Source organism: Sphingomonas sp. (genome assembly GCF_036731925.1).
Taxonomy (GTDB): domain Bacteria; phylum Pseudomonadota; class Alphaproteobacteria; order Sphingomonadales; family Sphingomonadaceae; genus Sphingomonas.
The window spans coordinates 1289952-1305317 of sequence record NZ_DAINDJ010000002.1 but is presented as its reverse complement, the minus strand read 5'-3'; the positions used below and the strand labels follow the sequence as shown (position 1 = coordinate 1305317).

Annotated in this window: 13 protein-coding genes; 4 read left to right on the top strand and 9 right to left on the bottom strand. The window is 68.2% G+C overall.

Features of this window, described 5'->3' with window-relative positions; genetic code table 11:
* Window positions 1-3: 3 nt before the first annotated feature.
* Window positions 4-828 (top strand): 3-deoxy-8-phosphooctulonate synthase, encoded by an 825-nt coding sequence (gene kdsA / locus V7E00_RS15695; protein ID WP_333573548.1) that lies wholly within the window; start codon window positions 4-6, stop codon window positions 826-828.
* A 16-nt stretch (window positions 829-844) separates the two neighbouring features.
* Here kdsA and V7E00_RS15690 read toward each other — a convergent pair whose 3' ends face one another.
* The gene (locus tag V7E00_RS15690; protein WP_333573547.1) at window positions 845-1069 is read right to left on the bottom strand and encodes a DUF3072 domain-containing protein; all 225 of its coding nucleotides are present in this window, start codon (window positions 1067-1069) and stop codon (window positions 845-847) included.
* A 137-nt stretch (window positions 1070-1206) separates the two neighbouring features.
* On the opposite strand from V7E00_RS15690, the gene V7E00_RS15685 reads away from it, so the two are divergent.
* Complete coding sequence (locus tag V7E00_RS15685; RefSeq protein WP_333573546.1) at window positions 1207-1596, top strand: four-helix bundle copper-binding protein; 390 nt, start codon at window positions 1207-1209, stop codon at window positions 1594-1596.
* Between the two features lie 7 nt (window positions 1597-1603).
* On the opposite strand, the gene V7E00_RS15680 is transcribed toward V7E00_RS15685, so the two are convergent.
* The 3 genes from V7E00_RS15680 to dinB form a co-directional block, all read right to left on the bottom strand.
* Window positions 1604-3967: a hypothetical protein gene (locus V7E00_RS15680; protein ID WP_333573545.1), complete on the bottom strand. Its 2364-nt coding sequence runs from the start codon at window positions 3965-3967 to the stop codon at window positions 1604-1606.
* A 65-nt stretch (window positions 3968-4032) separates the two neighbouring features.
* Window positions 4033-4974: a YihY/virulence factor BrkB family protein gene (locus V7E00_RS15675; RefSeq protein ID WP_333573544.1), complete on the bottom strand. Its 942-nt coding sequence runs from the start codon at window positions 4972-4974 to the stop codon at window positions 4033-4035.
* 84 nt (window positions 4975-5058) lie between these two features.
* On the bottom strand, window positions 5059-6144 hold the full coding sequence (dinB, locus tag V7E00_RS15670; RefSeq protein ID WP_333573543.1) for a DNA polymerase IV: 1086 nt from the start codon (window positions 6142-6144) through the stop codon (window positions 5059-5061).
* Window positions 6145-6237: 93 nt separating this feature from the next.
* Here dinB and V7E00_RS15665 point away from each other — a divergent pair, with 93 nt between their 5' ends.
* Entirely contained in the window at window positions 6238-7116 is an 879-nt protein-coding gene (locus V7E00_RS15665; protein ID WP_333573542.1) for a PEP-CTERM sorting domain-containing protein, read from the top strand.
* Here the strand turns inward: V7E00_RS15665 and V7E00_RS15660 are convergent.
* The 5 genes from V7E00_RS15660 to V7E00_RS15640 all read right to left on the bottom strand — a co-directional run bounded on the left by V7E00_RS15660 (window position 7092) and on the right by V7E00_RS15640 (window position 14421).
* Window positions 7092-9839 (bottom strand): glycosyl hydrolase 115 family protein, encoded by a 2748-nt coding sequence (locus tag V7E00_RS15660; RefSeq protein WP_333573541.1) that lies wholly within the window; start codon window positions 9837-9839, stop codon window positions 7092-7094. The genes V7E00_RS15665 and V7E00_RS15660 overlap by 25 nt on opposite strands.
* A gap of 83 nt (window positions 9840-9922) precedes the next feature.
* Window positions 9923-10945, bottom strand: coding sequence for a DNA polymerase III subunit delta (gene holA, locus V7E00_RS15655; protein ID WP_333573540.1), 1023 nt, complete (start codon window positions 10943-10945; stop codon window positions 9923-9925).
* A complete protein-coding gene (gene lptE, locus V7E00_RS15650; protein ID WP_333573539.1) occupies window positions 10942-11445 on the bottom strand; it encodes an LPS assembly lipoprotein LptE in 504 nt (167 codons plus the stop codon). Before lptE ends, holA begins: the two co-directional genes overlap by 4 nt.
* The gene (gene leuS / locus V7E00_RS15645; protein ID WP_333573538.1) at window positions 11442-13973 is read right to left on the bottom strand and encodes a leucine--tRNA ligase; all 2532 of its coding nucleotides are present in this window, start codon (window positions 13971-13973) and stop codon (window positions 11442-11444) included. The genes lptE and leuS overlap by 4 nt, the downstream gene beginning before the upstream one ends.
* Window positions 13974-13986: 13 nt before the next feature.
* Entirely contained in the window at window positions 13987-14421 is a 435-nt protein-coding gene (locus V7E00_RS15640) for a DUF3576 domain-containing protein (RefSeq protein ID WP_333573537.1), read from the bottom strand.
* 206 nt (window positions 14422-14627) lie between these two features.
* On the opposite strand from V7E00_RS15640, the gene V7E00_RS15635 reads away from it, so the two are divergent.
* The gene (locus V7E00_RS15635) at window positions 14628-15359 is read left to right on the top strand and encodes a hypothetical protein (protein ID WP_333573536.1); all 732 of its coding nucleotides are present in this window, start codon (window positions 14628-14630) and stop codon (window positions 15357-15359) included.
* The last annotated feature ends 7 nt before the right edge of the window (window positions 15360-15366 follow it).

The window sequence follows — 15366 nt, the reverse complement described above, 5'->3', positions numbered from 1 at the left end:
AAGATGAAGACGGTCAAGGTCGGTGCCCTCGAGATCGCCAACGACAAGCCGTTCGTGCTCGTCGCCGGGCCCTGCGCGATGGAGAGCCGCGACCATGCCTTCTTCATGGCCGAGGCGCTGACCACGCTGTGCGCGGCGCTGGGCATCGGATTCATCTACAAGAGCTCGTTCGACAAGGGGAACCGCACCTCGATCGACGCACCGCGCGGGATCGGCATGGACGCGGCGCTGCAGGTGTTCGCGGACCTCAAGGCGCAGTTCGGCTGCCCGGTGCTCACCGATGTGCACGATGCGGGCCAATGCGCGCCGGTCGCCGAGGTGGTCGACGTGCTGCAGATCCCGGCATTTCTCTGCCGCCAGACCGACCTGCTGGTCGCGGCGGCGCAGACCGGCCGTGCCGTCAACGTCAAGAAGGGCCAGTTCCTGGCGCCCTGGGACATGAAGAACGTCGCGAAGAAGCTGGCGTCTTCGGGCAACGAGAACATCATCCTGTGCGAACGCGGCGCCAGTTTCGGCTACAACACGCTGGTGAGCGACATGCGGTCGCTGCCGATCATGGCGGAGACCGGCTATCCGGTGATGTTCGACGCCACCCACTCGGTGCAGCAGCCGGGCGGGCAGGGTACCAGTTCGGGCGGCCAGCGCGAGTTCGTGCCCACGCTTGCCCGCGCCGCGGTGGCCGTAGGGGTCGCGGCGGTGTTCATCGAGACTCACCAGGCCCCCGACACTGCGCCGAGCGACGGCCCCAACATGGTTCCGCTGGACGACATGCGCGCGCTGCTCACGCGGCTGAAGGCATTTGACGCCCTCGCAAAGCAGCAGGGATGAGCCCGCCGGCCGCGCCTCAGCGGCCGAGCTGTTCCTTCAGCGCGTCGATACGCTTCGAGGCTTCCGCCTTGGTCAGCGTGCCTTCGATCGGCGGCTCTCCCGCCTCTTCCAGAAGCGTCGTGAGGTAGGACGCCTGAGCGCCGGTCATCGGATCGTCGCCCGAGACCCAGTCATCCGGATCCTTCTCGGTATTCGATCCCGGATGCCCGTCGAGCTTCGGATTGTGCAGCGTTTCGGCCATGATCGCCTCGCGATGGTTCCTGTTATGTTCGATAACGGGCGGCCCATCGTGCCGGTTCCACGGCATTTTTGGTGAACCCGCGGCTCCTTGGGACCGTTGAGGAGGCAACCGATGCCGGCCAGCAAGGAGCCATCCTCATGTCCCTCGAAAAGATGATTGCGCTGCACCCTGATGTTGGTGCCGATCCCAATGAAGCACTCGCCAAGGCGGCGCGGCACGCCATGCTCTGCGCGTTGATGTGCACCAGCTGTGCCGATGCGTGCATCGCCGAAGCGATGAACATGCGCCAGTGCGTGCGGACCTGCCTCGACTGTGCCGATATCTGCGCAGCGACGGCTCGGCTCGCCACCCGGCGAACCGGCGAGAATGTCGCCGTGCTTCGGACGATGCTGGAGGCCTGCATCCGCGCATGCGAGCGCTGCGCCGAGGAATGCGGCCAGCACGAGGCCGAGCATTGCCGGCTCTGCGCGACGATGTGCCGTGAATGCGCGGAGGATTGCCGCGCTGCGCTGTCCAGCGTCCAGTAACGCGCGATCAGCCGGGCAGCGTCACCGCCGCGACGCTGTCCGGTGCATCGTGCAGCCGCAGATACAGCATCTTCCCCGCCGGGCGCGGCACCGTGATGCTGCTGCCGACAAAGCCCAGCGGCACCATTGTCGCGCCCGCAAGGTCCGCCTTGTCGCCGATCGCGGCAAGAACGAACAGATCGTCGCCGGTCAGCGTGCAGGCCGCGTCGTCCGCGGGGCAGGACAGGCGGTCGAGCTTCGGAAGGCGCGCCAGTGTGGCCAGGGGCTGCCAGTCCCCCGGCGTTCCATTCTGTACGAGCCGGAAGCGCAGCGGCCCCGCCACGCCCGCGCCGAGCAGTGCCCGCGGTGCGAAATGGGCGACCACGACGTCCTGCCCCACGCGCTGCAGCGCGCCGTCGCGGAAGCTCAGGCGCGCGCTGGGGCCGTCGGCACCAGCAACCTCCACCGAGCCGCCGTCGCCCAGCGTTCCCCGCGTGATTCGAAACGAGAAGTCGATTCCGGCATCGGCTCGCAACACGCCATCAGGCAGAGCGATCGGCAAGCCGTTGCTTGCGCTCTTGCCCGCGGCGGCACGGCTGAGCAGCGTAGCCACCGGGCGGGGCGCCGATGCCCGTGCGGCAAGTTTCGCCGTGCGTCCGTCGCGGAGCCGTACCACGGCTTCCCCATCCCCGGCGGGCACGGCGCTTTCGACCGCCATGGCCAGCCGGTCGCCTTCAGCGCCGCGCGACAGGGCGCCCGCTGTGAAGTGCAATCCGCGCCACTCGAGCCCGGTCACCTGGTCCAGCCGCGCGCCTTCCAGCACCCCCTCGCGATCGCCTTCGTGCACCACGAAGCGATCGAGCCGGCTTGCCTCCAGCCGCGCGACCAGCGGGATGGTATCCGGTGGTGCAGTGCCGAACCGGGCGACGTTCAGCGTGAGCGCGCCGGGCTTGGCGTCCTTCAGCGGCAGCGTCATGGTCAGCTCGTCCTGCCCCGTCACCTTGAACGAGACCGGCGTGCGCGTCCCGGCGGGATCGCCCAGCGCGATCTGGCTGACGCAGAATGCCGCGCCGCCGCGCAGCACCAGCGGATGGTCGCGACCGACCACCACGGCGCTGTCCGGCACGGCGCGCCAGGCGCCCATCGCGTCTAGCTGCACCGGCAAGCGGGGCCCGGTGAAGCCGTCAAACCCCCAGCGGCCCTGCAGCACTGCGTTGGAGACGGTGCCCAGGTCTGCCGGCACCGTGCCCTCCAGGCGGATGCCGCCCTTCTCGACATCGGGCACGACGGGGAAGTCGCGCGTCTTGCCCTCGTTGCTGGTCACACGCACCGAGAGCGAACGGCCGAAATCCGTTGCGTAGAGCAGCGGCGCGTCCTCCAGCGGCAGAGTCAGCCGGGGCTGGGCGAGGCATATCGGCGTAGGTCCACCCGCCTGCCAGATCGGCGGCGTGGCAGGGCCGATCGGCGGCAGCGGCGCGGCGAGAACGGAGCGGGGGCTCTGGAACGAGGGAGCCGCATTGAGCAGCAGCTTCAGCGTGTCGCCGCGGCCGAGCGCGAGCGCGGGAAGATATTGATATTGCGGGCTGCGGAACGCGCCGAACAGCTTGGCCACGTCGCGCGCCAGCCCGATATACGAACTGTAATAGCCGCCGCCGGCCTGAGGCGTGGCGGCAATGCTGTAGGCGAGATCGGCGGGGGTGCCGGTCAGCGTCTCGGCCAGGGTCGTGCCGCGCTGCGTCTGGAGCACCAGCGAATCGCGATTCTGCGTGAGGCATGCCGCCTGCAGTCCACGCGGGCGCGCCAGGCAATCCGCGTTGAGCTTGATGCGCAGCGCATTGGCCAGCACGGGCGCGGCGGTCGCTAGTCGGTCGGGCGCGGTATCGCCGATCCGCGCGATCGCGGCGACGAAGGCGTCCAGCCGTGCGCGATCCAGCGAGGCCTGGAACAGGTCCTGCGCCACGCGGACGAACACGCCCGGCCGCCCGCGGACCGCATCGCGCACGGCATCGAAGCCGCCGCCGGTATCGGGCGCCAGCAGCAGCACGGCCTGTTCGGCGCCTTGCGGTACCGTCAGCTCCAGCCGGTTCTTCTTCTTGCGCCAGGTCTCGGCGACGAAGAACCAGTCCTTGGGCGGCGGATTGGTCGCGCCGCGCAGGAAGGCGACGACCAGCAGATAATGTGCCGACTGGTCGGGCGGCAGCGCGGCCTCCGCCGTCACCTTGTCGCCAGGCTGGAGCGAGGGGACGGCGCCGATCGGCAGCGTGGTTTCCCCCCGCGTGACGCGCAGCTTCAGCTCCGGACCGGCGAGGTCGAAGCCGTTCTGCTGGGCCTTGGCGGGAGCGGCGGCGCAGAGCAGCGCCAGCAGCAGCCGAATCAGGGGAAGGCGACGCATCGCCCCGCTATAGGGGAAGCAGGCAGGGCAGGGCCACCGCCCGCGCGACGAGCCGTTCTCCCGCCTCACTCGGCGACGTTGTCCGCCACCCAGGCGCGACGCTGGCCCAGCGGCTGGGGCGCGCCGGTAGTGGTGTCGTGCTGGGTCTGGTGCTCCAGCTCCGAATTCAGCTCGGCCCCGAACAGCAGCACATAGGCGGAGAGGTACAGCCAGGTCAGCAGCGCGACGATCGCGCCGAGCGAGCCGTAGGTCGCATCGAAGCGCCCGACATAGCGGACATAGGCGCCGAAGCCGAGCGTCAGCGCCAGCCACAGCAGCGCCGCGAGCAGCGAGCCCGGCGTGATCCAGGTCCAGCGCGGCGTGGCCCGGGAGGGGCCGAAGCGGTAGAGCGCCGCCGCCCCCGCCGCACCGGCCAGCGTCAGCAGGCCGTGGCTTGCGACCTTGCCGACCAGCAGCAGCGCGCCCGGTGCGAAGGGCAGCAGGTGGTCTAGCGCGCCGAGCGCCGTCATGGCCCCCGCGGCGAGGACTGCGGCCAGCACGGCCCCGAGGGTGATCGCAATCGCAGTCAGGTTCACCCAGATGAAGTTGCGCTTCTCCTTCTCCTCATAGGCGATGTTCAGCGCGGCGATGATCGCGCCGGCGCCGTTGCGGGCGCCGAACAGCGCAATCGCGAGCGCGATCAGAAGGCCGAAGCCCTTCTCTCCGTCCGGACTGTGGACGAGGCTGAGCAACTGGTCGCTAACCACCGCGGCGATGTCGCGCGGCAGGATGGTGGAAAGGGTCCGCACGTCGTGCAGCACCGTTGCCGGGTCGGCGATCAAGCCGTAGCTCAGCACCACCGCACCGAGCAGCGGCACCAGCGCGAGGAACCCGTAAAAGGCCACACCCGCGGCAATCAGGCCGATATTGTCGTCACCCGCCTCGTTCCAGCTGCGCCACAGCACGGACTTCCAGCCGGCCCATGGCATCGCCCATGGGCTGTGCGCGTTGCGCCCCTTCGGGTCCATCCTGCTTCCCCTGTTCCTGCTGGTGGGAAAGCGCGCGACGCGCGGGCCCGGTTCCAGGATTGCAGGACGTTGGAATCGCGATGTTTACTGCGCGTCGGCATGGCCGAACAACGGCAGCGGCTCGGCCAGCCCGCGCTCGAAGTTCGAGACGGTCACGCCGACCAGCCTGATGCCCTTGGGCGTCGGCAGTACCGATCGGAGCAGCGCGATGCTGGCGGCGTGCAGCTGCTCGCGGCTGGTGATCGGCGCGGTGTGGCTCCGGCTGCGGGTGATGATCTGGAAATCGGCATATTTGATCTTCACCGTCGCCGTCCGACCAAAGCCCTGGGTACGTTCGCACCAGTCCCACACATCGTCGGCCTGGCCCAGCACCGCCGCCTCGATCTCGGCATCGTCGGTCAGGTCGCGGCTGAAGGTCGTCTCGGAGCCGGAGGACTTGCGCTCGCGATTGGGGTTCACCGGGCGCTCGTCCACGCCGCGGACGATCTGGTGATACCATTCGGCGCTGCTGCCGAAATGCTGCTGGAGAAAGTCGAGCGACTTGGCCCGCAGGTCCGCGCCGGTCTCGATGCCCAGCCGCTGCATCTTGGCGGCGGTCACCGGCCCCACCCCGTGGAAGCGCGAGACAGGCAGCGTCTCCACCCAGGCGGCACCCATCTCCGGCGTTACCGCGAACTGGCCGTTGGGCTTGCGATGGTCCGAGGCGAGCTTGGCGAGGAACTTGTTGTACGAAACGCCCGCCGAGGCGGTGAGCCCTGTCTCGGCCAGGATGCGGGCGCGAATCTCCTTCGCCGTTGCCCAGGCGGTGCCGAGCCCGCGGCGATCCTCCGTCACGTCGAGATAGGCCTCGTCAAGCGACAGCGGCTGGATGAGGTCCGTATAGTCGGCGAAGATCGCGTGGATTGCCTGGGACACGGCCTTGTACACATCGAAGCGCGGGCGAACGAAGATCAGGTCCGGGCAGCGCCGCAGCGCAGTGACCGAGGGCAGCGCGGAGCGCACGCCGAAAGCCCGCGCCTCGTAGCTTGCGGCCGCTACCACGCCGCGCGCTGCCGCCGACCCCACCGCTACCGGTTTGCCCCGCAGCGACGGATCATCGCGCTGTTCGACCGACGCGTAGAACGCATCCATGTCGATGTGCAGGATCTTGCGGACGGGCTGCTCGGCCATGACGGGGCTATACCGCCGAACGAACGAATGGGGAACATGGATTTCCGCCCAAATCATTGTGGAGCAGCGCCTTAGGCGGCTAGGGGGATGCGTATGCGACCTCTTCTCCGCCGCTTCGCCCTGCTGATCGCCTGCCTCGTCTGGACGCTGCCCGCTGCCGCCAAGACGATTCTGTTTGTCGGCAACAGCTTCACCTTCGGCGCCAATTCGCCGGTGATGCGCTACCGCCCGGACCGCGTTACCGATCTCAACCGGGAAGGCATCGGCGGCGTGCCGGCGTTGTTCCGCACGTTCGCGATCCAGGCGGGACTAGACTGGCAGGTGAGCCTGGAGACTTCGCCGGGCAAGGACCTGGCCTGGCACCTTGCCAACCGCCGTGCGCTGATCGACCGGCGCTGGGACGTGGTGGTGCTGCAGGGGTTCAGCACGCTGGATGCCGAACGGCCAGGTGATCCGACGCGTCATCTGGCTGCAGCGCGCGCGCTGGCGGCACTGGTCCACGCGCGAAACCCGGCCGCGCAGGTCAACCTCGTCGCAACCTGGTCACGGGCCGACCAGACCTATCGCTCGGCAGGCCACTGGTTCGGTCTGCCGATCGCGCGCATGGCCGAGGATCTGCTGGCGGCGAACCGCCTGGGGCTCGCTCCCGGCTATGGCATCCATAGCGTGCTACCTGTCGGCACCGCCTGGAACCGCGCGATCCGCGACGGCTATGCCGATCCCAACCCCTATGACGGCGTGGCGTTCGGTCAGGTCAGCCTGTGGACCTGGGACCAGTACCACGCCAGCGCCGAGGGCTATTATCTGGAGGCGCTGGTCGAGTTCGGTGCGATCACGGGCCGTGACCCGCGCAGCCTGGGCCCGCGCGAGCGTGCCGCCGAGGATCTGGGGATCAATCCGGAGGTCGCCCGGCGGCTGCGCGACGTGGCCGCCGCAGAACTGGCGGCTCAGCGGATCGGCGGCGCTCCGTAATAATCGGGTGCGCCGTCCAGCCGCACGTCGATGCGGTCGAGCAGGAAGCCGGGATCCATCGCGAAGACGTCGATCCGGTGCGCACCGGCGGCGAGCTGGCCAAGCTTGAGCGTACGCACCGCGCTGTTGGAGAGCACGTTCGCCTTCCACTCGTCGCTGCGGCCATGCGTCTCGTAATCAAGCACCGTGATCGCGCCGCCATCCACCCGCACGCCGATCCGGAGCTTGTTCGCGGAGGTGAGGGCGTGAACCGGCAGGGCGACGATCTTGAGCTCGGCATCGCGCTGGTTGTCCAGCTGGAACGGCAGGATGAGCGGGGCGGCGGCGCCGGCCTCGTCGGTGGAGGGTAGATCAAGCTTGCTGCGCAGTACGGCGCCGCGTGAGCCGAGTTCGTCGATGCGCTCCCAGGGGGTATCGGCCAGCTTCAGGTTCGCCGGCGTCAGCGAAATGATGTGGTTCACCTCGGGCGTGGAGTCGCCGACGGGGAAGGGCTGGAGCACCGGCACCAGAGAGACCATCGTTCCTGGGCAACGGACCTTGCCCGCCGCGATGGCACCCTTGCCATCATACGTCACAGCGACGCGCATCTCGTAGCCGTTGCTCGCATCGAGCCTCCCGGAACGAGCGGAGAGTTCGACGCCCGCCAGCCCCTCGATCGTCCAGTCGCTGACTGCGCCCCTGCCGTAGACCGTCATGAACCGCGTTTCAGCCCTGCCGCGCACGAAGGCGAGCGCGGGCGCATCGACGCCACAGGGAGCGACGGCGGGTAGGTCGAACCTGGGGTAGCTGGGCTCGGCGAACACTGCCAGGCGGCGCGGAGCCATGTTCATGATGCCGCGCCACTTGCCGCCATTCTGGGCATTGTAGGCGGCGGTATCGGCGACGATCGTCTGGTGCGCAGCGCGCGCCTGGTCGGCCAGGGCGTTGGCGCTGGCGCGACCCTGGCGCGCGTATAGCGCGGCGAGATCGAGCTTCAGGTTGCGCTCGTTGAGCTTCGCCGCCCCGCGGACGGGATAGAGGACGAGCTGGAAGAAGGCGTCGCGGCGATCGGCGGGCATCGCCGCGCCCAGCGCCTCGGCCTTGTCCAGCAGCGCCTTGTAACGGGCAATCCGCGCCTGCGCCTCGCCGCCGCCGGTGCGGACATAGTCGGAGAGTCGGATCGGCGTCTCGGGCTCGACGGTGCTGAAGCCCATGAATTCGGGCTTCCGCTCCCAGGCGAGGGCGTAATAGTCCATCAGCACGTCGGTAATGGCAGGGCCTTGGTCGCCGAACTGCGCCTTCGCCCAGTCGGCGAGCTGCGCGCGGACAGGCTTGTTCAGCAGCTTCGCGTCGAAGGCGATGTCGAGGAAGGTGCTCGTCAGCACTTCGCCTGGCTTGATGTCGCCTACATTGACCACCCACAGCTTGCGGGTGCCGGTCTGCCATGCCCGGTCCAGCTGCTCGCGGATCAGGCCGGGATGGGTGGTCGCAAGCCAGAGATAGTCGTGCGGCCGGCCCCAATAGCTGATGTGGTAATAGAGGCCGGAGCCGCCCTTGCGTGCGCGCTCCGCGCTGGTGGGCAGCTGGCTCAGATAGCCGTAATTGTCCTCGGGCCAGACGAGCGTCACGTCCTCGGGCACCTTGAGCCCGTTGCGATAGATGTCGAGCACTTCCTTGTAGAGGGTGAGCACCTGCGGCACCTGATCGGCCGGCTTGCCCTGCGCGGTGGCGAGCAGCCCGCGCTGCACGTCGATCGCCTGGCTGGTGGCGGCGAGCGCCTGTTCGGGGCTCTTGGCGCCCTCCAGCGCGGAGTCGTGCTTGCCGCGCAGGCCGATGGTGTAGACGTTCTCATAGCCCTTCACCTCGTCCACGCGGCGGCGCCAATAGTCGACCAATCGGTCGCGATTGGTGAAGAAGTTGAAGGGCCCCGTCGCCCTTTCGTCCCACTCGCGGACGTTGTTGCGCATCATCGGCTCGGCATGCGAGGTCCCGACGACGATCGCATAAGCTTTGGCCGTCTCGGCATTGCCCGGGATCTGGTAGAATGGCTTGGTGCTTTCGTGCATCGCCGGCCAGATCATGTTCGCCTTGAGCCGCCACAGCAGCTCGAACACCCGGGCATAGGTCTTGGGGCCGATATCGCCGGTCTCGGGCTCATAAGTATTGGCCGCCCAGGGCTGCAGACCCCAATCCTCGTCGTTGAGGAAAATGCCGCGATACTGGACCGACGGCGCTTCGGAGAGCAGCCGGCCGCCGTCGACAGCGAGGCGATCCGCAGGGCGCGGGGTCACGTCTGCCCACCATTCCCAAGCCGAGATGCCGATTGCGCGGCTGAGGTCCACCGTCCCCCAAATGGCACCGCGCGCGTCCGAGCCGGCGATCAGCAGATAGGATCGACCGGGGTGCTGCCCGGAGCGGGCGAGGACGCGGATATAGCGTTCCCACTGGCCGTCAAGCGCAGCAAGATCGACCTTCGCATCGGCGGCGATCTGCCGGACCAACGCGGAATCCTTTTGGCCGATGACGACGCAGCGCTTGCCGCAGGCAGCCAGATCACCTGCCACCACCGGGGTCCTGCCCGTGCGCTTGCCGATGTCGCGGGCGAGCAGTTCGCTGGCGAGCTTCGCAGACGGCGCGTCGTCATGAAGGATAGGGATGGAGGTGCGCCCGTCGGATAGCACCACCTGCTGGGCATGCGCGCCGGCGGGGAGGGCGAGCAGGGCGAGCAAGGCAAGGTAGCGCATGCTGCATTTGAAGCATGGGACGGAGAAGAAGGGAAATCCTTCGCGCGATCGTCCCCTCCCGCGAGGAGAGGCGAACGCCCGGGTCAGCCCTTTGCTCGGGCTGCTGCCCGGGCGATCGCGACGCATTCCACTTCTGCCAGCAGTTCCCCGGCACTGCCGCTGCTCATCATCGCCCGCTCGGCCTGGCGCACCCGTGCGATTGCCCTGGCGATCTGCGGGGCGGACCAGCGGCGGAGCGCGCGGCCTGTGGCGGGGCGCTCCTTGAAGAAGACGCGGTGCCGCTCCATTGCGTCGTCCACGCTGGCGCCCTGATCCATCTCCGCGCGCAATTCGGCGAGGGTCATCAGCCGGCGGACCAGCTGGCGCATCAGCGGAATCGCCGAACCGCCACCTTCGCCGAGCTTGGCCAGCTCTTCGCCGACCTCGGCCACGCGCCCGTCCAGAATCGCCTCGATCGCGCTGAACAGCTCGCCTTCGCCCAGGTCCGCGCCGATTGCGTCGAGCGCTGCGCCGTCCGCATCGCGGGGATGTTCATGGTCGGCGTCGAGAAACAGCGCCAGCTTCTCGATCTCGCGGGTGAGGATCGCACGGTCGCCATTGGCCGCCGCCGCCATGCGATGCGGCACGTCTCCGGTGAGGCGCAGGCCGTGCTCGCGCGCAATCGTACCTGCCAGCTGCGCCGCGCCCGCACCTTCGGGCACATAGCAGGCAAAGGCCATGGCGGTCGGCGCGGCAATCGCCGCCTTGACCAGCTTGCCGCTGGTCTTGAGGTTGGGGCCGATCGCCACCACCGGATTGCCCGCGCGCTCGGCGCCGAGCAGCAGCGCGATCGCCTCGGCCGCGCCCTCCTCGATGTTGGAGACGCGGATGTAGCGCGCGCCGCCGAACAGCGAGAGCGATGCCGCCTCGTCGGCCAGTAGCCCCGGCTGATCGCGCAGCATCTTCATGTCGATGTCGATTCGCTCGGCGTCTGGCCCCAGCGCCTTGCCGAGCCGCGCCGCGAGGTCGCCGGCGCCGGCCTCATCGGGCCCGTGCAGCAGATAGAGCCGTGTATCGGGCTTTGGCGCTTCTACCGCCGCGCGGATCTGGCCCGCATTGGCCTTCACTGCGGCCGTGCGCCGCCTTCGCGGACAGTGCGCGCAAGCCGAGCAACGATCTGGTCGGCGACGATGCCCGACAGCCGCTCCAGCGCCGACTTCTCGGCTGCGATCGTAGCATATTCGGAGCCGACCACGTCGATGCCCGCGTCGGAGCCGGCGGTGGCGTCGAGCACCACCTGGCCGCTCCGCAGGTCGATCAGCTGGTAGCGCGCGCGCAGCGTCCGCCGCTCCCGCGAGACCGAGTCGTCGCGCCGAACGCCCAGGCCGATGATCTGGTCGTCGAGCTTCACCTCGAGCCGATAGGCCGCTGCGCCGCCATTGTTCGCCAGCCGATCCTTGAGCGCGTTCGAGACCAGCCAGCCCGACTGGCCCTGGATCGGCGCGACCTCGACCGCCGACAGCGTCGTCGCCACCGCCCCGCCGCTGCCCCCCTGGTACATCGGATGCAGCCCGCACGCGGAGAGCGCGAGGGCGAGGGGGGCGAGCAGGGCGACGGTCTTGTTCATGCGACGATGTTCACCAATCGATCGGGCACCACGATGATCTTGCGCGGTGCGTTGCCTTCGAGCAGCCGAACGATCTTGTCCGACGCAAGTGCCGCAGCCTCGACCACTTGCCTATCGGCGCCCTTCGGCATCACCAGCGTGTCGCGCAGCTTGCCGTTGACCTGCACCGCGATCGTCACTTCGTCGTCGACCAGCAGCGCCGGATCGACCGCCGGCCATTCGGCATCGGCGATCATGCCGGTTTCGCCCATCGCGGCCCAAGCCTCTTCGGCGATGTGCGGCACCATCGGCGCCACGACGCGGACCAGCGCGCGGATCGCCGCGGTGCGCGAGGCGGAGGGCTTGGCCTTCTCGATCGCCGCGGTCAGCTCATAGAGCTTGGCGACGGCCTTGTTGAAGGTCAGCGCCTCGATATCCTCGGCGACGCCGGCGATCGTGCGGTGGAGCTTGCGGTCGAGATCCTTGTCCTCGCCTTCAGCCGCCTCCAGCCCGTCGAACAGGCGCCACAGCCGGTTGACGAAGCGCCAGGCGCCTTCGATGCCGCTCTCGCTCCATTCCAGGTCGCGCTCGGGCGGGCTGTCGGAGAGCACGAACCAGCGGGTCGCGTCGGCGCCATACTGGTCGACGATCTCGGTCGGGTCGACGGTGTTCTTCTTCGACTTCGACATCTTCTCGACGCGGCCGACGGTCACCTCGGCGCCGGTGTCGGTCAGATAGGCGGAGCCATCGGCGCGGAACGACACCTGGCTCGGCTCGAAATACACCTTCCGCTCCAGCCCCTCATGCTCTTCCAGCTGATAGTAGCTGGCGTGGGTGACCATGCCCTGCGTGAACAGCCCGGCGAACGGCTCGGCCACGTCGATGCGGCCGATATGGCGCAGCGCGCGGGTGAAGAAGCGCGCATAGAGCAGGTGCAGGATCGCATGCTCGACGCCGCCGATATACTGGCCGACCGGCAGCCACTGCTCGGCCACCGCCTTGTCGAACGGCTTGTCCGCAGGCTGGCTGGCGAAGCGGAGGAAATACCAGCTCGAATCGACGAAGGTGTCGAGCGTGTCGGTCTCGCGCCGCGCGGGCTTGCCGCACTTCGGGCAATCGACATGCTTCCAGGTCGGGTGGCGGTCCAGCGGGTTGCCGGGCACGTCGAACGACACGTCCTCGGGCAGCGAGACCGGCAGCTGGTCCTTGGGCACGCCGACGGGGCCGCAATCCTCGCAATGGATGATCGGGATCGGGGTGCCCCAATAGCGCTGGCGGCTGACGCCCCAGTCGCGCAGGCGCCACACGGTGCTGCCGGTGCCCCAATTGCCTTCCTCGGCGCGGCGGATGACTTCGCGCTTGGCGTCGACGACGTCGAGGCCGTCGAGGAAGTGCGAGTTCACCAGCGTGCCGGGGCCGGTATAGGCCTCGGTGCCGTCGAACTTCGGATCGGTCTTGTCGCCTTCGGAGACGACGCGGCGGATCGGCAGATCGTACTTGGTCGCGAATTCGAAGTCGCGCTGGTCATGCGCCGGCACGCCGAACACGGCGCCGGTGCCGTAATCCATCAGCACGAAGTTCGCGATGTAGACCGGCACCTGCCAGTTCGCGTCGAACGGATGCTGCGCGGTGAGCCCGGTGTTCCAGCCGAGCTTTTCCTGCGTCTCCAGCTCGGCCGCGGTGGTGCCGCCCTGCTTGCAGCGCTCGATGAACGCCTGGACTTCGGGATTGCTCGCGGCCAGCTGCTGCGCAATCGGGTGGTCCGCCGCGATCGCGACGAAGCTGGCGCCGAAGATCGTGTCCGGCCGCGTGGTGTAGACGGTCAGCCCTTCGCCGTTGGACAACTCCCACGTGAACTGCAGGCCTTCCGACTTGCCGATCCAGTTTTCCTGCATCAGCTTTACCTTGTCCGGCCAATGCTCGAGGCCCTTCAGCCCTTCGAGCAGGTCGTCGGCGAAATCGGTGATCTTGAGGAACCACTGGTTGAGCTTGCGCCGCTCGACCAGCGCGCCCGAGCGCCAGCCGCGCCCGTCGATCACCTGCTCGTTGGCGAGCACGGTCATGTCGACCGGGTCCCAGTTGACCGCGCTTTCCTTGCGATAGACCAGGCCGGCTTCATACAGGTCGAGGAACAGCGCCTGTTCCTGGCCATAATAATCGGGCTCGCAGGTGGCGATCTCGCGCGTCCAGTCGAGCGCGAAACCCAGGCGCTTGAGCTGCGCCTTCATCGTCGCGATGTTCTGGCGGGTCCAGGCGCCGGGATGGACCTTCTTTTCCATCGCGGCATTTTCGGCGGGCATGCCGAAGGCGTCCCAGCCCATCGGATGGAGCACTTCCATGCCCTTCATCCGGCGGAAGCGCGCCAGCACGTCGCCCATCGTGTAGTTGCGCACATGGCCCATATGGATGCGCCCCGAAGGATAGGGGAACATCTCGAGCACGTAGGACTTCGGCTTGGGCGAATCGTCGCGGGCGGCGAAGGTGCGGTTTTCCTCCCACGCCTTCTGCCATGCCGCGTCCGCCTTCAAGGGATTGAAGCGTGACGCCATTTGGGGATTCCGATTAGTTGGCGACGGCCGCGCGGCGCAGATCGCGAGCACGGGTCAGGATGATGTCCTCGAGCTTCTGGACGGTCGCGGCCTGCACGGGCGCGGAGACCCAGGCGCCGTTGCGGTTCACTTCGCGCAGCGCCGCGACCCGCAGCGCATCGGCGCGCAGATCCTGGTCCAGCACGGTCACCGTCACCTTCATCCGCTCGGTGGGAACGTTGGGGTTCACGTACCAGTCGGTCACGATCACGCCGCCGTTCGAATCGGTCTGGAGCAGCGGCATGAAGCTCAGCGTGTCGAGGCTGGCGCGCCACAGATAGGCGTTGACGCCGATCGTCGTCACCTTGGAAGCCGCCAGGTCCGCGTTCACGCCCTTCTTCTGATGGCTGCAGGCGGAGGCGGAAACAGCGAGCGACCCCAGGATCGCAAAGCGCAACAGGCGGTTCATGGACGTCGTACTTCCTACCGGCAAGGGAATGAGTGCCTGCATCTATAGGGCGGGATGTGGCGGGAGCAAGGCCGACGCGCTGGTATCCGATTGGTCGCAGATGGTACGATTCTGTGGGTCTGGTGCAACACTCCGGGAAAATTGCTGCCACCGGTGGAACGTCGCTTTGATTCCATGGTAGGGGCAACCATTAGAGAGGTATGCAAATGCGCTTGGTACGTTGGATGTCGGGACTTGGGCTGGGGGCGCTCTGCGCCGCCGGGCTCCTCGTCGCGCCCACGCTCCAGGCACAGGAACGAGACCGCGCGCTGAAGGCGGCCGTTCGCCCCGCACCCCTGGCGCTGCAGGGCGCCGGCGGGTTCACGCCGGCCGCCGCCGATCCCAAGCTCGCCGCCATGCTGGCGCGCAGCGGGATGAACGGTGCGGGCTTCCGCTTCACGCCGGCCGAGTCGCGCACGGCCTCGAATCGCGGCGTCACCGTTGCGGTCCGCGCCGCCTCGAATCGCGCGGCCGACGCAGGCAGCCGCCTTGCTTCGGCCAAGCCGGCCTCGGTCAGCCTGGCGCCGATTGCCTATAATCTCGGCGTTGCCGTGGGCTGGCGTCGCTTCGCCGTCTCGGGGGACGTGACTCATATCGACATGGCGGGCACCCAGCCGGGCAGCCGCGATCGTTCGGAAGTCGCGCTCAGCTATGCCGGCAAGCGGCTGAGCGGCCGGATCGCGGCGAGCGAGGATCGTCCGCTGGCTGGTACGCCGGTGCTGATCGGCGACAAGCCCAGCTATTCGTTCGATCTGGGCGGGTCCTACGCGGTGTCGCGCCGCCTCGACGTGACTGCCGGCGTACGGTACAAGAGCGAGCGGGACCGCCTGACGCAGTTCAATGACGATACGCGTCGCGAAAGCCAGTCGATCTATATCGGCACTGCCTTCCACTTCTGATCCGCCG